Annotated in this window: 14 protein-coding genes and 1 pseudogene; 3 read left to right on the top strand and 12 right to left on the bottom strand. The window is 39.8% G+C overall.

What is annotated here, in order from left to right; translation table 11 throughout:
* From EZ444_RS26690 to EZ444_RS26680, 3 genes and pseudogenes are all read right to left on the bottom strand, one after another.
* Window positions 1-188 (bottom strand): annotated as a pseudogene (locus tag EZ444_RS26690) (IS5/IS1182 family transposase); the annotation flags it as partial.
* A 151-nt stretch (window positions 189-339) separates the two neighbouring features.
* Window positions 340-2226 (bottom strand): DEAD/DEAH box helicase, encoded by a 1887-nt coding sequence (locus EZ444_RS26685; RefSeq protein WP_205945359.1) that lies wholly within the window; start codon window positions 2224-2226, stop codon window positions 340-342.
* Window positions 2227-2310: 84 nt separating this feature from the next.
* Window positions 2311-2775, bottom strand: a complete 465-nt coding sequence (locus EZ444_RS26680) for a DUF4293 domain-containing protein (RefSeq protein WP_131612955.1) — start codon at window positions 2773-2775, stop codon at window positions 2311-2313.
* Between the two features lie 88 nt (window positions 2776-2863).
* On the opposite strand from EZ444_RS26680, the gene truA reads away from it, so the two are divergent.
* Together truA and EZ444_RS26670 are read left to right on the top strand one after the other, a co-directional pair.
* Complete coding sequence (truA, locus tag EZ444_RS26675; protein WP_131612954.1) at window positions 2864-3643, top strand: tRNA pseudouridine(38-40) synthase TruA; 780 nt, start codon at window positions 2864-2866, stop codon at window positions 3641-3643.
* Between the two features lie 2 nt (window positions 3644-3645).
* Window positions 3646-5415, top strand: a complete 1770-nt coding sequence (locus EZ444_RS26670; protein ID WP_205945357.1) for an ABC transporter ATP-binding protein — start codon at window positions 3646-3648, stop codon at window positions 5413-5415.
* 102 nt (window positions 5416-5517) lie between these two features.
* On the opposite strand, the gene arsB is transcribed toward EZ444_RS26670, so the two are convergent.
* The 9 genes from arsB to EZ444_RS26625 form a co-directional block, all read right to left on the bottom strand.
* Window positions 5518-6576, bottom strand: coding sequence for an ACR3 family arsenite efflux transporter (arsB, locus tag EZ444_RS26665; protein ID WP_131612952.1), 1059 nt, complete (start codon window positions 6574-6576; stop codon window positions 5518-5520).
* A gap of 12 nt (window positions 6577-6588) precedes the next feature.
* Complete coding sequence (locus EZ444_RS26660) at window positions 6589-7008, bottom strand: arsenate reductase ArsC (protein ID WP_131612951.1); 420 nt, start codon at window positions 7006-7008, stop codon at window positions 6589-6591.
* Between the two features lie 22 nt (window positions 7009-7030).
* A complete protein-coding gene (locus EZ444_RS26655) occupies window positions 7031-7600 on the bottom strand; it encodes a DUF6428 family protein (protein ID WP_131612950.1) in 570 nt (189 codons plus the stop codon).
* A gap of 38 nt (window positions 7601-7638) precedes the next feature.
* Window positions 7639-7968: an ArsR/SmtB family transcription factor gene (locus EZ444_RS26650; RefSeq protein WP_090784836.1), complete on the bottom strand. Its 330-nt coding sequence runs from the start codon at window positions 7966-7968 to the stop codon at window positions 7639-7641.
* Window positions 7969-8071: 103 nt separating this feature from the next.
* Window positions 8072-8821 (bottom strand): LytR/AlgR family response regulator transcription factor, encoded by a 750-nt coding sequence (locus tag EZ444_RS26645; RefSeq protein WP_131612949.1) that lies wholly within the window; start codon window positions 8819-8821, stop codon window positions 8072-8074.
* 89 nt (window positions 8822-8910) lie between these two features.
* The gene (locus EZ444_RS26640; RefSeq protein ID WP_131612948.1) at window positions 8911-10233 is read right to left on the bottom strand and encodes a RagB/SusD family nutrient uptake outer membrane protein; all 1323 of its coding nucleotides are present in this window, start codon (window positions 10231-10233) and stop codon (window positions 8911-8913) included.
* An 11-nt stretch (window positions 10234-10244) separates the two neighbouring features.
* Entirely contained in the window at window positions 10245-13601 is a 3357-nt protein-coding gene (locus EZ444_RS26635) for a SusC/RagA family TonB-linked outer membrane protein (protein WP_131612947.1), read from the bottom strand.
* Between the two features lie 21 nt (window positions 13602-13622).
* Complete coding sequence (locus EZ444_RS26630) at window positions 13623-16244, bottom strand: zinc-dependent metalloprotease (protein WP_131612946.1); 2622 nt, start codon at window positions 16242-16244, stop codon at window positions 13623-13625.
* A gap of 122 nt (window positions 16245-16366) precedes the next feature.
* Window positions 16367-17986, bottom strand: a complete 1620-nt coding sequence (locus tag EZ444_RS26625; protein WP_131612945.1) for a sensor histidine kinase — start codon at window positions 17984-17986, stop codon at window positions 16367-16369.
* Between the two features lie 144 nt (window positions 17987-18130).
* Between EZ444_RS26625 and EZ444_RS26620 the strand changes: the two genes are divergently transcribed.
* Window positions 18131-18389: transposase (locus EZ444_RS26620; protein ID WP_165503623.1), on the top strand; the 259-nt coding region annotated here is incomplete at its 3' end.

Genomic DNA, 18389 nt, shown 5'->3' with positions numbered 1-18389 from the left:
TTAAACATACGGATGGGACTCTCCGCAGTACGTCCATTGGTGTGGCAGTACTTCTCGAGCAGTTCATCATAAATGAAACTGAAGTCTATTAGATCGTTGATCTTTCGAAGTAAATTGTCTTTGGGAATGATCAAATCATACAATCCTGAGTAGGCACTGAATTGAATCTTTTGTTGATGAGCTAACATTGGGCACCTTTTAAAACCTACTTTTAAGGTACAAAAAAAGAGCAGATAACCATAGTTCTTCTGCTCTTTTTGGACTCCAAATATTTAAAAGGACTTTTTCAGTGCCCTCGAATTTCCAGAGGCCTTTTTGTAATATGTTGGTTGGGTTTAATTAAGATCTACGTCTTCTATCAGCACCACCGCTATTTCCGCCTTCGCGTCTTCCAGCTCCACCTTTATCTTCGCGGCTTCTTCCAGAGAAATCTCTGAAACCACCACCGCTGTTACCGCCTTCACGTTTGTTACCGCCGCCGTAGCTTTTACGCTCACCGCCGCCGCCTTCGCGTCTTCCGCCACCGTAACTTCCGCCTTCGCGTCTGCCACCGCCACCAAATCCACCACGACTACGGCCACCGCCGCCACCATCGCCATCAGCTGTTTTTTCGATTCTTACTCCGCGGTTGTTAAACTCAACACCTTTAAAGTTGTTGAATAACGACTCAACAGCAGCATTTTCAACTTCGAAGAATGAATAAACACCTTTCAAGTCAATTTTGCCAATGCCTTTTCCGCTGATTTTACCGTTGTTGCAAACAAAAGATAACAAGTCACCTCTTGTGAAATCATCAACAGAACCAAGGTTAATAAACAGACGGGTATAACCTTCGCTGCTTCTTGGACCTCTTTCTCCGCGCTCACCACGTTCTCCACGTTCACCTCTGTCATCTGCAGAAGAGTTGAGGTCAGGTGCGTTTTTGTAATACTCTAAAAAGCGGTTAAACTCTAAAGATGCAAAACGTTTGATCACCTCATCTTTGCTCAGTTCAGCAAACTCATCCATGATGCGTGGCATGTACTGCTCAATTTGGCTTTCGTTAACCTCAACATTGTGAACCTTGTGTACCAAAGCAAACAATTGTTTCTCGCAAACGTCAAAACCAGTAGGAAGGTCAGCTTTTGTGAACGATTTTCCAATGATTCTTTCAATCTGACGGATTTTACCAATCTCTTTCGAGTTTACGATACAGATCGAAATACCTGTTTTACCTGCACGACCAGTACGGCCACTACGGTGGGTATAACTTTCAATTTCATCAGGTAAAGAGTAGTTGATTACGTGAGTAACGTTGTTTACATCGATACCACGGGCTGCAACATCAGTAGCAATTAACAACTGCATGTTACGGTCGCGGAAACGTTGCATTACCTTATCACGTTGTTGCTGAGATAAGTCACCATGCAAAGCATCAGCATTGTAACCATCTTTAATTAAGTGCTCAGCTACATCTTGTGTATCCAGTTTAGTTTTACAGAAAACTACTGCAAAAATTTCTGGATTGAAATCCACAATACGTTTTAAAGCAGCGTATTTATCTCTCGCACGTACAATGTAGTACTCATGTTCGATATTTACGTTACCAGTATTTTTAGTACCCATGGTTAACTCAACAGGTGAGTCCATGTAGTTCTTAGCTATTCTTCTTACCTCAGGAGGCATAGTTGCAGAGAATAACCATGTTTTTTTATCGTCAGGTGTAGTAGACAAAATGTCGTTAATGTCTTCCTGGAAACCCATGTTTAACATTTCGTCAGCTTCGTCAAGCACTACAAATTTCACGTTACTGAAATCTATAGCTTTACGGCCAATAATGTCCAACATGCGGCCCGGTGTAGCCACTACAATTTGTACACCGTTTCTAATTTCACGCAGCTGCTGCATAATATTTGCGCCACCGTAAACGGCAACGACATTAGCACCACTGATGTTTTTTGAGAAATTCTTGATGTCGCTAGTAATTTGCAAGCAAAGCTCTCTGGTAGGGCATAAAATCAATGCCTGAGGCTTATTGCTCTTAAAGTCTATCAATTCTAACAGCGGCAAACCAAATGCTGCTGTTTTTCCTGTTCCTGTTTGGGCCAAACCAACAAAATCGTTATTGCCCTCTAACAGTACAGGAATACTTTGTTCCTGAATAGGAGTTGGGTTTTCGAAACCTAAATCCTTTACGGCATTAACAACGTCATCACTTATCCCCAATTTACTAAATGGGTTTATCATGTATAATAATTTATTAAGCCGCAAAGGTAAGTTTAATTATTGGTATTTTACTCCTTTGTAACTAAATAAAAATCAGGCAATTAATTATCTGAGTCTGTCGGCCGACCTTAATAATTGCTCATCTTTTCTAATTCCGCGTATGGCAAGCATACAAAACACAAGTGCCAAAATAAATAAAGAAGAGCCAATATGGATAGATGAACCACTGATTCCACCCGGTAGTAATGAAGCATTTAGCGTTGATAATACCGCTGTAGCGATGATCAATACCATGTCGATCATGATTAAACGCTTTTGCATCACGCGGTTTCTAAATTGAAAAATACAGATTAGTGATAATAATACCGCCACACCATTTATGATCATTGCTCCAATAGGAGTAACCGCAATTGCTGCATCATTTGCCCCCTTAATCAATGGATACTGCCCGTCCATATAAAGTAAATATTCTGTGTTATTTACACTTTTTGTGATTAATGGAATAAAAAACAGGCAGATCAAGGTGAATGAAGCAAGAAGTAGCCATATAGATTGTACGCGTTGTATCATATCAGTTCAATAATTTCAACAAATATATTAAAAGCAAATAGTAACCAATCCGATATCCGATTAAAAAGATAATTTTGTACAATTGAATATGCAACGGTATTTTATTGAATTGTCGTACGACGGCACAGCTTATCATGGCTGGCAAATACAGCCTAATGCCACTACTGTACAGGAATGTCTGGATAAAGCGCTATCTACTTATTTTAGGCAACCAGTTGCTTCGCTAGGCTGTGGCCGTACAGATAGCGGTGTACATGCTACGCAGTTTTATGCGCATTTCGATTTGGAAATTGCAAATGAAGAAGCATTTGGAGAAAAAATAACAGCCAAGGTACCAGATCCATTAAGGTCGGTATCGGGGATCAATTCTCTGTTGCCTTACCAGATTGCTGTAAAGCGTGTTTTTGAAGTAGATCATGAAGCTCATGCACGTTTTGGTGCTACTGAACGCGCTTATCATTACCAGATTCATTTTCATAAGGATCCTTTTAAACTCAACCGTTCCTGGTTGTATAAAGGTGAACTCGATATGGAAGCTATGAATGAAGCAGCTCAACTGTTGTCGGGCTATACTGATTTTTCCTGCTTCAGCAAATCAAATACCCAAACTTTTACCAATAACTGCAAAGTCATGGAAGCCTTTTTTGAAAAGAAAGATGAAGGCTTACAGTTTACCATAAGGGCCGACCGCTTTTTAAGAAATATGGTGCGCGCAATTGTAGGGACATTGATCAGAATTGGTAAAAAAGAGCTTGATTTAGCCGATTTTAAAGAAATTGTTGAAAGTAAAAACCGGAGTAATGCAGGTCAGTCTGTTCCTGCCTGTGGTTTATATTTAGTAAATGTAATTTATCCTTTTGTAAAATAAATATGTCTAGAATAGCTGGTGACGCGTTTAATGTAAGCTTATTGAAAAGGGTTTTTCAATACGTAAAGCCTTACCGCAAAACCTTTATACTGTCTATTGTTTTAACCATATTGCTGGCTTTAATTGCACCTGCCAGACCGTTTCTTATTCAGCATACGCTGGATAATTACATCATGAAGGATCAGTACAATGGTTTATTGGGAATGACTATCCTTATGCTGGTACTGTTGGTGTTGCAAGCCGGGATACAATTTAGCCATACTCTACTAACTAATACTTTGGGGCAGTCGGCCATTCGAGATTTAAGGATCAATGTCTTCAATCACATCACCAAGCTAAGGCTTAAATATTTTGATAATACACCCATTGGACAGTTGATCACTCGTACAGTTTCAGACCTTGAAACCATCGCCGAAATCTTCTCAGAGGGACTAATTGTGATTATTGGCGATATTCTAATGGTTATCGTGATCATTGGGGTAATGGTTTATAAAGATTGGGCATTAACCCTCGTGGTATTGCTGCCAATGCCATTGTTGATTGTGGCGACCTCTGTTTTCCAAAAGGCGATTAAGTCTGCCTTTCAGGAAATTCGTACTGAAGTGTCTAATCTTAACACTTACTTGCAAGAGCACATTTCTGGGGTTTCTATCATTCAATATTTTGCCCGTGAAGAGCAGGAGTATAAAAAGTTTGTAAAGATCAATGCGCGTTACCGCGATGCAAATATCCGCTCTAATTGGTATTATTCTATTTTCTTTCCGGTTGTTGAGATTATTTCAGCCGTATCATTAGGCTTATTGGTATGGTATGGTTCAAGAAGTATCTTATCTAAACCTTTAACGGTAACACCGGGTATTATTGCTGAGTTTATTTTGTACATCAACATGCTGTTCAGACCAATTCGAGAGCTTGCTGATAAATTTAATACTCTGCAAATGGGAATGGTTGGTGCCGAACGTGTTTTTAAAGTGCTGGATACGGATGAGGTAACGGAAAATAAGGGATCATTTGTACCTGAGCAAATGAAAGGCGCCATTTCTTTCGATAAAGTGTGGTTTGCTTATAATGAGGAAAATTATGTGCTCAAAGATATTTCTTTCGAAGTGCCGGCCGGAAAAACCATTGCTCTTGTTGGAGCTACTGGTGCAGGAAAATCTTCTACGATCAATATCCTGAATCGATTTTATGAGATCCAGAAGGGAGTAATAAAGGTCGATGGAGTAAAGATCCAGGACTATGAGCTCAATTATCTGCGCAGTAATATCGCTACTGTTTTGCAGGATGTATTTCTATTTTCTGATACGATCTTCAACAACATCACGCTGAATAATATGGCTATCACAATGGAAGAGGTTGTTGATGCGGCTAAAAAAGTAGGTGCCCATGATTTTATAATGCGTCTGCCTGGAGGTTACCAGTACAATGTAATGGAACGTGGGGCTACGCTTTCTGCCGGACAAGCTCAGCTGATTTCGTTTATTCGTGCACTGGTGTATAATCCTTCTATTTTAGTATTGGATGAGGCCACTTCTTCTGTGGATACGGAAACGGAAATGCTGATCCAACAGGCTATAGAGAATTTGATGCAGGGTAGAACGTCTATTGTAATTGCTCACCGTCTTTCTACAATTCAGAAAGCGGATAAGATATTGGTGCTGGATAAAGGGGAGATCAAAGAGATGGGGACACACCAGGAACTGCTTAAACTGAATGGGTATTATAAAAGGTTGTATGAGTTGCAGTTTAATTCAATTGGTGTCGAAAAATAAAAATAACCGTTCTCTTCTACGGCTGCATTGCTTCGCTGAAGAAGCGAAGAACGCTGAGGCCGTTTCAGAGAAGGTAATTTTTCTCTTAAGCAGGGAGCAATTTTATTGATATTTTTTTCTGAACCAAAATGCCAGATTTACCAAGGCGATTAAGGCTGGGACTTCAACTAATGGCCCGATAACGCCGACAAAAGCTTGTCCTGAGTTGATGCCGAATACGCCAATCGCAACGGCAATGGCCAATTCAAAATTGTTTCCAGTAGCGGTGAAGGCGATTGCTGTTCGTTTTGAATAGTCCGCGCCGAAGTATTTTCCAGCAAAAAAGCTGATCACAAACATGAGGGCGAAGTAAATCAGCAATGGAACGGCAATTCTTGCGACATCTAAGGGGATTTGGACGATCAGTTCTCCTTTTAAGCTAAACATCACTACAATGGTAAACAGGAGCGCAATGAGGGTGATAGGGGATATGATAGGTACAAAACTATGCTGAAACCAATCTTCACCTTTCCATTTTATGAGAGTGTAGCGGCTTATGATGCCCAATATGAATGGGATGCCCAGATAAATACCTACACTTTGGGCGATATCTAAGATGGAGATGTTAACTTCTAGTCCTTGAATGCCAAACCATGGCGGTAATACGGTGATAAAGAAATAGGCAAGGATACTATAAAATAGAACTTGAAAAATGCTATTTAAGGCGATTAATCCAGCGGCGTACTCCCTGTTTCCTTCTGCGAGTTCATTCCATACGACCACCATGGCGATACAGCGGGCAAGCCCAATAAGAATGAGCCCTGTCATGTATTCTGGATAATCTTTTAAGAAGGTAATGGCTAGGACAAACATGAGTATGGGGCCTATAATCCAATTTAGGACTAGCGATGTAGTTAATACCTTGGTGTCCTTAAACACTGCTCCCATTTGCTCATACCTTACTTTTGCCAGTGGGGGATACATCATTAAGATCAGACCAATGGCCAGTGGAATGTTAGTTGATCCACTTGAAAAAGAATTGATATAGTCTGCCGAAGAAGGAACAAAATAGCCAATACCAATACCTAAGCCCATGGCCAGGAAAATCCATAAAGTTAAATAGCGATCTAAAAAGCTCAGTTTTTTCCTATCGGTCGCAGGCAGGCAGTTGTTTGCTAACATATAAAGATGTTTTTAGTTGCTAAGGTGCGTTTTGACGAAATCGGAACAGTAGTCTTTAATCATGTCTCTTACGCGCCTGAATTCCTGCATAATCTCAGTTTCCGTTCCTGTAGCTTTAGCCGGGTCAGGGAAGTTATAATGAAACTTTTGTGCTTTGGTAGGGAAATACGGACAGCTTTCCTTGGCGTTGTCACATACCGTAATCACATAATCAAAGTCTATGTTTGCGTATTCACTAACGTTATTGGAAGTATGGCTTGAAATATCAATTCCACGTTCAGCCATCACAGCTATAGCGCTGGGATTCACACCGTGTGTTTCGATTCCAGCGCTATAAACGATTGCAGTATCACCTGCAAAATGTCTGATAAATCCTTCGGCTAGCTGACTACGGCAGCTATTGCCGGTACATAATATTAATACTTTTTTCATTTTTGTATAATGGGCTTATTGGTTAGCAGCAACCTGATCCTGGAGTACAAACATTTCCGTTAGCTGCCAGGTTCATCATTACTAGTTTAGGTTTTTCTGTTTTTGCTTCAGGTGCGCAGCATTCCTCGCCGGTATCTGTAGTTCCACAACTTCCACCTCTGTTAATGGCTTTACATTGTGTAAAATCAGGACTTAGGTTAACAACGAGATTATCCCCTTCAATGGTGATATCACCAGGATACATTTGGCGGGTATCGAAAGCGGAGTTGCCAAATTCTATTTTTACAATAGCTATAGGGTTAAGTGGTAAGCTTTTTTCTACTAGCGTAATGATAGATAGCGCTTTGTTAACCTGCATTGCTCTGTCACTTTCTTTTACTGTAGGCTCCCAAAGTTGTACAATGATTTCTGTCCATGAGTTCATTACACCTCCGCAGTCTACAGAGACAATTGGAGCTTGTTTAATTTCAGTGATGTGGTAAGAAGCATCTACCCACTTATCTTGGGCATATTGAAATTGAAGTGTCAATTCAGGATGCTGTATTAAAGCAGTTTTAAAAGTGCTCCAGGTAGTTAATTCTGTTGTGTTCATAATATTGCAATTTTACGATTGATTTGAGTAAAAAAAGGTTAACAGCAGCCTTTTGGATCTTTAAACGAACCCAAAAATGCGCCTAATTGTGTTTCTAATAATTTCCATGTTGTAGGATTAATGCAGTAGCAAACGGTTACACCTTCAATGGTTCCCTGAATGATACCTGCGTTTTTAAGCTCCTTTAAATGTTGAGATATGGTGGCTTGCGCTAAACCAAGTTCTTCTACCAGATCACCGCAAATACACGCATTGGCAGAAATAATCTGCTGCAAAATTGCGATACGTGCAGGATGTGCCATTGCTTTCAGCAACTGTGAAAGTTGGTTTTGCTCTGCTGTAAATATTTCTGATTTAGTAAGTCCCATAATTATATATTGCAATATTACGATGTATAGACGAGGAATGCAAATTTTAATGATATTTTAACGAAAGGACTACAAATTGTATGTGTTAAACGGGATGGAAGGCCTATAGATCAAGCCAATTTTTAAATGCCTCGGCACGTTCTTCGCTAACAATTACCTCAATTCCATCAGCAGGAGCGGGGTTAAGTACAATCCTTACCCGGTTTCTTGAGAGTTTGTACATCTCTTTAATTGCATCGATGTTGATGATGAATTTTCGGTTTACTCTGAAGAAATCAGCAGAATCCAATTGTGGCTCCAGACTGCTAATGGTTTCTTCAATGATGTAGTTTTGCTGATCTTTAGTAACCAGGAAAAGGTATTTATCATCAGCCATAAAGTAAGCCACATCTTCCGATTGAACAGTCTTAATCAACTTACCCATTTTAACCATAAACCTATTCCGTAGCTTACCTGTCGGAAGCTCTGGTTGCATTTGAGGAAGTGTTAGTTCTGAGGCGTTGCGTATGGTATTTAGCTTAGCCAAAGCCACACGTACATCATCCTCATCAAAAGGTTTCAATAGATAGTCGATGCCTTGATTCTTAAAGGCTTTTAGTGTGTATTGATCATAAGCCGTGGTAAAGATAACCGGACTATTTACAGTCACCTGTTGAAAAATCTGGAAACTTTCGCCGTCGCCAAGGTGAATGTCCATGAACAGCAAGTCGGCAGTATTTTTCTTTAACCAAGCTACAGCGGCCTCTATGGTGCCTAAAATAGCCAGTACTTGGATGTTGGGATTAATGTGCATGAGGGTTTTCTGCAGTGTATCCGCTGCCAATTCTTCATCCTCAATAATTAATACCCTCATTAATTTTTATGCTTGAGTGTAAAAGTAAAAAAAAAACTCCGGTCTGAAAAATACAGACCGGAGTTTAAATTCCTTTGGCGCTTTAAAGATTATTGCAAACCTGGATTGTTTGCAATGGCATCTTTAGGGAAACGAATGGTATACCTTGGATCGTTTTGTATAAGCACAAAATTGTCTGTACCTATAGTATGGGTGATTTGAGGCTGACCATAACGTCTTAAATCATACCATCTGTGACCTTCAATAGCTAGTTCACGCTCGCGTTCAGCTAATATCTCTTTCATAAGATTAGGTGCTGTCAAACCAGATATTTTAGTTTTTTCAGCCTGAAAATAAGTTGGTGTTAAGCGTTTAGCTTTCAAGTCCAGTAAGCGTTGTAAGGCTACATCGTTTTTTCCAGTTTGTAAAGCTGCTTCTGCGGCGATTAAATACATCTCTCCGTTGCGGAAAGTAATTTTCAATGCATCAGAATTTCCTTTTACAGAAACATAGTTTAAATCTTGGATGTTGAAATACTTATGGAAACGTAAATCATTGGTTTGATCATATATACCCAATAGATGAGCTGAAATGTATGATGAATTAGACGTTCTCGAATCCATTACCTCCTCAAGTGACATGATGTTTTCTTTTGACTTGTAATCGTTTGGCAATAGGCTGCCCGCAACATTCAGATCTTCTAATTCATTGTTAATTGTGAGCACTGCCTGTGCCGTAGTTAATGCTTTATCCCACTCATTTCTGAATTCGTAGATTCTTGCGGATAAAGCAAGCGCTGCTCTTTTGCTAAAGCGATAGTTTTTACCGCTATCCCATTTATCTACAGTCAATAACTGCTGACCAGCTGCTAAATCAGAGAAAATCTGATTGTAAACCGCTTCTATGGTAGCCACTGGGAATTTCTGTTCTATATCAATAGTAGTAGAAATTGGAACGCCTCTGTCTGTGCTTGCTGTAGCACTGTTGTAAGGTTTAGCGTACATGTTTAGCAACTCAAAATGTGCATAAGCTCTTAAAAGATAAGCTTCAGCTTTCAATTGTGCAGTCTCTGCTGATTTACCTGCTTTAGCCTCTACATCAGCAATTACCTGATTCGTATAAAAAATACTTTTATAAAATGTGATGTATGGGAAAGGGGCAGTTAAGCCATCCTGACCAGCATCTTTCCATGAGTAGATATCCTTTACTGCTGAAAAATTATCATTGTCATTATTCAAAGTCAGCTCGTCTGTACGGAAGGCCAATAAGGCTTTATGCTTAGGAAAGCCTAAGTAGGCAGAGGTCATCAATGCTCTGAAATCTTCAACAGTGGTAGGGATTACCTTTCCAACTGGTTCAATGTCTAAATATTTTTTACAGCTGCTGATGCTTAATGAAAGCAGGACAGCACTTAATATGATTAATTTCTTCATCTGATTTTGCATTAAAAAGTTGCATTTAAACCAATAGATATGCTTTTTGTGATTGGTTGAGCATAAATATTACCATATGTTTCTGGGTCGAAATAACCATCATAGTTTGATCCGAATACTAGCATGTTTCGGCCTTCAACACTGATTCGTAAGTTATTTGCTTTTACTTTACCGGCTAACTTAGCTGGTAAGCTATAACCGAAACGAATACTGTTCACCCTTAAGTAGCTCATTTTTTTAGCCCAGATATCCAGGTTGTTGAATGAGTTTGCAGGATCACCATCGTTTAACCAGTTGTTGGCCATCCATCTGCTGCCTCCATCCGTATAACTACCAATAAATCCTGGGATAGTGCTACTAGTGTTTGTTGGGCTCCATGCATTTAAAACAAGTTTACTGTAATTCTGTCCACGATCCATCTTCGCCGGGTTAAACAGTGGATTAGCTGAAACCATTTGATCAAGGTTGAAACTTGCTGCTATGGAAAGATCGAAATTACGATAACTGAAACGGTTAACTATACCTCCTGTGTATTTCGGGTCACGGTCGCCCGCATATGTAAATAAACCCTGGTATTCTTTATTGGTCAAGCTACTTTGAGATAAAAAGCCTGCCAGGTCTCCGCCAGCAAAGGGATCAAATAGTTTGTAAAATTGCTCCATCGAAACCACATTGCCATTCTGAAGAAACTGAGGGATACCATTCGCATCTAAACCTGCTGTTTTAATGACAAACAACGAGTTTACCGAGTAACCTTCTTTAGAAGGGGCGAATGATTGTAAGCTAGCTTTTTCTCTTACTACTTTGCTCTTGTTGTGTGCGATGTTAAAATCTGTCGACCACGAGAAATTTTTGGTAGTGATGTTCCTGGTTGAGATACTGAACTCTAATCCTCTGTTATTGACTTGTGCCCAATTGGAATTGGTAAAGTCGAAACCATTCTCTAACGACAGCTCCTGAACACCAATCAGGTCTTTACTATTTCTGTTGTAGTATTCCATGGTTACCTGTACCGCATTGTTAAACAAGCCAAGGTCTACAGCAGCATTAAACGTTGCTGTTTTTTCCCAACGTAACTTTTGGTTGGGCGGACTGGTTACAACTATGCTCTCTTCATTTCCACCTGGTAGTATACTTCCACTTTCATAAGTTCCTACAACGTATGGGCTGGTGTTTTTGTCGATATTTCCCTGTAAACCATAAGATGATCTCAGGCGTAAGTTAGATAGCCAGTTTACGTCTTTAAGGAAGTTTTCTTCTTTGGCATTCCAGGCACCTGATATCGAGTAAATAGGTAAAAATCTGTATTTAGGATCTACACCAAATAGATCGGATCCATCGTAACGGATACTTCCATATAAGGTGTATTTTCTATCATAAGTGTAAGAAATCGTACCATAAAATGAGGCATAAGCGTTCTCAACGGAGGTTTTTTGGTATCCTCTATAGTTCGCGTTGGCCGCATCACTTGGTTTTGGGAATACAATGTTTTGATTGGTTAAGGTGCGGTCGTTATAACCAAAACCTTTTGTATTGATCAACTCATTCTTAGTTCTGCGGATTTCTGCACCAGCAAGGGCTTCAATCTCATGCTTCTCATTGATGACTTTATTGTACTCGAATATGTTTTTCCAGTTATACTGGAAGAAAGAAGTATTCCCGTTCTGGATTACACCACCCTGAGGAAGGAAATACTCATATTTTTTAGTAGCAGAATTATAATATCTGGTACCTTCACGCATTTTACGTACAAAGTAAGTATCAGCACTACCGTACTTTTCAGAACCATTCTCCTCAAATTGTAAACCCATTTCCGAACGGAAATTCAGGTCTTTAATAATCTTGTAGTTGACGTCAAATATTCCTTTAAAACTTTTGCTGCTCAGATTATACCTGGTATTTTCACGTTCCTCAAGAATGTTGAAGGGCACAAAAATGTCTCCGCTAAAACTTGAGGCACCCTGAATATCCGGGTCATAAACGTACGCACCATTTGCATCTCTTGGCGTTAAATATGGATTCACATTTCTAACGTAACGAGATGGGTTAGTAAAGGCACCAGTTTCTGTTAAATAGTTTTTTTGATTAGTTACGGATCCAAATAATGCCACGCCTACTTTTAACTTAGGGGAGATCGTAAAGTCCGTTTTTAAAGTAGTATTGTATCTTGTCAGACCAGTACCAATGGTCGAACCTTTTTCATTGTAATAACCTCCTGAGAAATAGTAATTTGCCTGATCCGTTCCTCCAGATAGACCCAATGTGTATTGCTGGTTAACGGCTGATTGGTATAATTCTTTTCCCCAGTCCGTGTTTGCAGTTCTCAATGCATTAATCTGCTCTTGTGTACTGGCTTTTAACCCTGAGAAACCATTAGCACGATATGCTGCCAGTTCGCCTGTTTTTTTTAATATTCTTGATACTGAACCAAGGTTATCTCTGTAATCAAGGTCTGATCTTGAAGCCATTCCCAATTCGAAATCAACTTTCTCCGTTGCATTCATTAGGTTCAGCTTACTGAAATCCGGACGCTCAGCAATAAAGCTATTGGCACTGAAATTTATAGCCATAGGCCCTTTTTTACCTTTTTTGGTCGTAATTAAAATTACGCCATTAGCAGCTCTTGCACCATAAATAGCGGTAGCAGCAGCATCCTTAAGGATGGTAATGTCAGCAATATCATCAGGGTTGATACCCGCTAATGGTAAGTTACGTAACTCATCAATGTTGTCTTTATCAAGAAGCTTAGGCATATTTGTACCTTCAAGCGGTAATCCGTCCAATACCCATAGTGGATCTTGTGAACCATTTAACGATACTGTACCTCTGATGCGGATTTTTGGTGCTGCAGATGGACCACCAGTTAAGCTCGTTACAGAAACTCCTGCAACCTGTCCTTGTAGCATCTGATCAATACTAGATACACCACTCTGACGAACCTTCTCATAATCTAATTTCGCTACCGAAGTTGTGTTTTTACGTTTTTGAATGTCTGCGTAACCGGTTACAATAACTTCATTTAAGGCTTTGTCATCATTTACTAATGAAACAGTAACCTTAGTTTTATTGGTAATGTTTACCATGGCCGTGGCATAACCCATATAGCTCACTTTTAAATAAGTAGTTCCGGCAGGAACTTTTAACGTAAAGTGGCCATCTATATCTGTCATCGCACCAATCACAGTGTTCTGGATCACGCCTGGACTCGACTGCTCGCCAATCCCTGATTTATCTACGAAAACAGAAGCCCCAGGAATGGGTTTTCCATCTTCTTCCGACAGTACCGTACCGGTAACTGTGGTTTGTTCCTGGCTATAGCCTTTAAGGCTAAGGGAGAGCAGGATAAAGAATATTAAAAGTTTATTCATTTGTACTAATATATTGATGGTTTAATTGATTTTCAAACTTTGACGGATTCTAAGCATCAAGTCCATATAATGGCTCCTTGTTTCCTCATCACCGTTGGTTTTGTTCTTTTCTAAAAGGGTTAGGATTTTTATCAGTTCGCCTCTTTTTGCCGAAGCCACATCAGATGTCCTGGTCATAGAGCTCACATGAATATTTCTAAGCTCATCACCTTTAACAGCAGTGTTGTCTTGAAAAGCACGAGGAGTAAGGTCGCACAATTCAGGTAGGTTATTTTTAACCAACGGTTGAAGTGACTTTTTGTTCACTTTCTCCATCAGTTTGTCAGCACTTACCAATAAAACATCCACGTAGTTTTGTTGAGTCATTCGCTCATCAAGCGATAATGATTTGCCTTTTAGCGTCTGTTTAAACGATGTCTCTCTAATCTCTCTCAGCAGTTCCGTAACCGTATATACGTTATCTTTACCATAAATGGTTTCCATCTCCAATAACCTTAATAAACGATCATCTGCTACTAAATTGTACATCAAGGATGATTGTTGTTCACGTTTTAAATTATAAGGTCCGTATTCAAAAGGTCCAAGAGGGGTATCCTTGATGGCAAACGTACTAGACAATAAGGCTGGTTTAAACAACCATTCTGGAAGATTGAATAGCTCTTTCTTCAAATAGTTCATCGCTTCTACCTGTATAGCTTTAGGTACTGGCGTATAAGCTTTTTTACCATCACCAGCTACAGGGTGTTCCAGGTAATAGCCACCAATGTTGGCCATCACATGGTCTGCATAGGTATTCCATTGCCATACTGTAGCCATGTAAAGTTTCCCCGCCTGGTAATAAGAATCTCCAGGTTCAGCTGCCCAGTTTAAAATTTGAGGAACCAAACGTTTTAGATTTTTTAATCCATATTCACTGGCTTTCATGGCATTGTCACCCAAATCTTCCGACTGTGCTCTTGGATCTACTATGGTGCTTTGCTGCTCACCATAGTGGTACAAAGGATCATTCTCATGCGCCTTGATCCACTCTTTTTGTGTTTCCAGTTCTTTCCGTGGGTCTTGAGTATCTAGCCACCTGTATCCCCACGCAATCGCATATTTATCATATACACCAATTTGCGGCGTAATGTTAGTCACCTGATCTTCTGGTTGCGCTACATAGTTGAAACGTGCATAATCCATAATAGAAGGCGCTGTTCCACCCATTTTGGAAGTGTAGGCTGGCGAACGCAATGAATCTACAGGATAGGCCACAGAGGCGCCCATGTTATGTTTTAAGCCTAAGGTATGACCGATTTCATGCGAGGATACAAAACGGATCGCATGCCCCATTTGCTCTACGCTGAAGTTGTTTTTTCTTGCTCCGCTATCAATAATGCCTGTTTGTACACGCATCCAGTATTGTAAAGAAGTCATCACATTGTGCCACCAGATCACATCTGATTCCAGAATCTCACCTGAACGAGGATCTACTACTGCAGGGCCCATAGCGTTTGATTTTGGAGATGCTGCGTAGGTAACTACAGAATAACGAATATCATCGCCATCAAAATCAGCAGAGTCGGTAACCAATTTAGCTTGTATAGCATTTTTGAAACCAGCGGCTTCAAAAGCTTTTTGCCAGTCGTGTATACCATCAATGATATATGATCTCCATTGTTTTGGAGTAGATGGGTCTATATAAAATACGATAGGTTTAGCTGGCTCTACCAGTTCACCTTTTAAATAACGTGCTCTGTCTGCCGGTTTAGGCTCCAACTTCCATTTGGTAATCAGTTCTCTGGTTTCCAGTTTTTGTTGGGCATCTGAAAAATACCATCTAGGGGTGCTGAAATAGCCAACTCTATTGTCTGCAAAGCGGGGTTTCATTGGTGTTTCAGGTAACAACAATATATTGGTCGTTACTGCAACACTGATGGCAATGGTGCTTTGCCCCTCTGTAACCGATGTGCTCATTAAAGAACGTACCACGACATTTTGTGGGAAACTTTTAATATGCTCAATGGCAGATAATGATGGTTTTGGACTTGTACCCAAACCTATATTGGTAAATACATCGTTGAAGCTTTTTTCGGTACCATCAAATACTTTATTAACTTTAATCACTATCGCTGATGAATCAGGGGAGTAGGCTTCGATTTTAAAAGACTCAATGACTGAACCTACAAAATTATCCTTTACGGATTGTGTAATGGCATCTCCTGCAGGTGATTCTACCTGTGGAACAATGGTTTTTACCCAAACAGTTTTTGCTAATATATTTGGATGAAAACGAATTACTTTATTCTCGTAGTTCATTCCTTTGTTTACGCCAGCTTCATTAATGGCCATAGGAACAGAAGAGATTTTGTTGACTACCAAAAAGTCTTTATCCATCAGTCTTAATGGGATCTCAAAGTAGTAATCCGTTTCTACCTGATGTACTTTGAAAATGCCATTGACAGTTTTTGCTTTCTTTAACAGGGTTTTATAATCCTTTAAAGTGTTTTTTTTAGTCGTATCCTGAGCCGCTTTCTTTTTTAGCGAATCAGTGCTGAGCTTTTTTGCTGCAACTTTAGGAAGTTTTTTAGAAGTTTGCGCATTTACACCAATCACAGAGATAAGAATAAATAAAGCTATAAGCGAAGTCTTATTTAAAATCATAAATCTAAAATGCCTGAATGTTTGCGTATTATGAAATTATAACGCGTGGGCTACCTCATTCAATAGAGTGAAAGCGCAGTTTTAAGGAGTGAAAAAAATGTTAACTAAACGTTATCCGTTCGTTAAGCTTCAGGGACTTGTAGCACCGGGAGGTAACATTTGTAGCGTTGGCCTTCCGTACCATACTTCAACTGCCCTGTACCAAAATAGGCATAAGTACTCTGAAGATAATTCAGACCTTGCTTACTCGAATCCCTTACATCGCTGCGTAACTGGAGGTTATTGGTGACTACAATAAAATCGCCCTGGCTTTCAATACTGATCTTAAGCGGCTTCTCTTTCGATAGCATATTGTGTTTTACAGCGTTTTCGATCAAGGTCTGCAAACTCATAAATGGAATGTGCTCTTGCAGGTGGGCTTCAGAAATTTGCAAATCCAATGGTTCAAGTGCATCACCAAATCTGATCTTTAATAGGAAGAAATATTCATTTACAAAACGAAGCTCTTCGGCAACGGTTGCTAAACCATTTGGGTAAGATTCGAGTACGTAGCGATATACCCTTGATAATTTTACCACAAAAGATTGTGCAAGCTCAGGGTTCTGTGCAATCAGTGCGTTTAATGAGCTTAAAGAATTGAAAAGGAAATGCGGGTTTACTTTCTCTTTAAGTGTATTGAGTTGCAGCAAAGCATTGTCCTTTTGCTGACGTTCGGCAACCAGGCTTAAGGCTTGTTTTTCAAGGGATAATTCCTTGCGGTTCATCTCCAACTGTTGGCGAAGGGTAAATTCCTTCTGCCATTTGGCCTGCGACCAGGAAATCAGTAACAATATAATTAATGCTGCAGAGATGAACATGACCATCATGTACTTTTCAATAATTCTTACATCCTCATCTACAGTCAAAACTGGCGTGTCAATGACCATTGTCCAGTTCATGCCGGTAATGTTTAATGGCGTGTAATAGCGCACAACAGGGAGCTGTAAATAGGATGAGGTTACAATTTCGTAACTGCTGATACTATCCGCCAGGAGGATTTTTCCAAGCAACGGATTTACCGGCACAGGCATTTTTGTGCCGATTAGGTTTTCAATTTGGTTGGTTACAAAATAACCTTTTTCATCGGTTATAAATGCATAAGCGCGACCAATAGTGTCTACACTCCATAAATATTGTTGAAGTTTTTTAAGGTTAATATCCAGACCAAACATCAATACTGATGAGTCTGCGAGTTTATGCCTTGAGGCGATTAACCAGTGTAAGGTATCTGTTACGGAAACCAATGTCCCGACATTTCCTGTGGTCTCTTTATGGCTAAGTTGGTTGTGGATCCAGTCTTTCTGATGTTTTAGAATCGGGGTATGGTGGTAGGTCTGACCATCTTTATGGATCGATTTGTAAACGGTATCATTTTTACTGGCGATGGCATACCAGCCTTTATTTATTTTTGGATGACTGAGCAACAGCGCTTCTATTGTTCCTTCATGAGCTAAAAACTCTTTTTTAGTATGAATCTCAGGCAGGACCGTTTCGGAATTAACAATTCCTTTTGTAAATCCCTCAAATTCATTGCGCATGATATTAGATTTTAGCTGGTATATTTTTGTCGCCAACTCTATACTAATCTGTTCTGTATGCTTGCTCAGCTTACCCGACATAAACTGCCATATCCCTGCAAAGCACAGAAACATAAATATTCCTATGACAATAAAGTGCCTTGAACTGTATATCGGGAGTCTCATTTCTTACAAAGATGTAAAAATACAATTATAAAAAGACGCCTTTACTGTCCTTTGGTTTCCCTTCAGGGATGGTGTTGCGCGCTTAGGAGTTGGAAAGGAGTTTCAATGTCGATTCCTAAAAAAGCTATACACTAAAAACAGTGTATGGAAACAAAAGAAACGGAATTTCTTTATTCCTCTCGTAGGAATAATAAACAGCGCTTTGATAAGCGTTTAATAGCGCATATTGTTGATCTGGCGGAACAAGGCGTTCCTCGCAGAGATCTGGTAAATGATTATGGTATGAGCCCCGGTACGCTCATTGATTGGATAGCCAAATATGGTTCAGGCATAGCCAAGCACAAGCGTTATACCGCCGGAGAAAAGCGGTCGGTCATCCGGGCTATAAAAGCAGGAATGAGCG

This window comes from Pedobacter hiemivivus (assembly GCF_004331685.1).
Taxonomy (GTDB): Bacteria; Bacteroidota; Bacteroidia; order Sphingobacteriales; family Sphingobacteriaceae; genus Pedobacter; species Pedobacter hiemivivus.
This window is presented reverse-complemented; position numbering and strand designations above follow the sequence as displayed.

Coding starts and splice junctions, on each gene's coding strand:
- EZ444_RS26685 (WP_205945359.1), bottom strand. CDS start 2,226: ATGATAAACCCATTTAGTAAATTGGGGATAAGTGATGACGTTGTTAAT.
- EZ444_RS26635 (WP_131612947.1), bottom strand. CDS start 13,601: ATGAATAAACTTTTAATATTCTTTATCCTGCTCTCCCTTAGCCTTAAA.
- arsB (WP_131612952.1), bottom strand. CDS start 6,576: ATGTTAGCAAACAACTGCCTGCCTGCGACCGATAGGAAAAAACTGAGC.
- EZ444_RS26680 (WP_131612955.1), bottom strand. CDS start 2,775: ATGATACAACGCGTACAATCTATATGGCTACTTCTTGCTTCATTCACC.
- EZ444_RS26625 (WP_131612945.1), bottom strand. CDS start 17,986: ATGAGACTCCCGATATACAGTTCAAGGCACTTTATTGTCATAGGAATA.
- EZ444_RS26645 (WP_131612949.1), bottom strand. CDS start 8,821: ATGAGGGTATTAATTATTGAGGATGAAGAATTGGCAGCGGATACACTG.
- truA (WP_131612954.1), top strand. CDS start 2,864: ATGCAACGGTATTTTATTGAATTGTCGTACGACGGCACAGCTTATCAT.
- EZ444_RS26655 (WP_131612950.1), bottom strand. CDS start 7,600: ATGAACACAACAGAATTAACTACCTGGAGCACTTTTAAAACTGCTTTA.
- EZ444_RS26650 (WP_090784836.1), bottom strand. CDS start 7,968: ATGGGACTTACTAAATCAGAAATATTTACAGCAGAGCAAAACCAACTT.
- EZ444_RS26660 (WP_131612951.1), bottom strand. CDS start 7,008: ATGAAAAAAGTATTAATATTATGTACCGGCAATAGCTGCCGTAGTCAG.
- EZ444_RS26670 (WP_205945357.1), top strand. CDS start 3,646: ATGTCTAGAATAGCTGGTGACGCGTTTAATGTAAGCTTATTGAAAAGG.
- EZ444_RS26640 (WP_131612948.1), bottom strand. CDS start 10,233: ATGAAGAAATTAATCATATTAAGTGCTGTCCTGCTTTCATTAAGCATC.
- EZ444_RS26630 (WP_131612946.1), bottom strand. CDS start 16,244: ATGATTTTAAATAAGACTTCGCTTATAGCTTTATTTATTCTTATCTCT.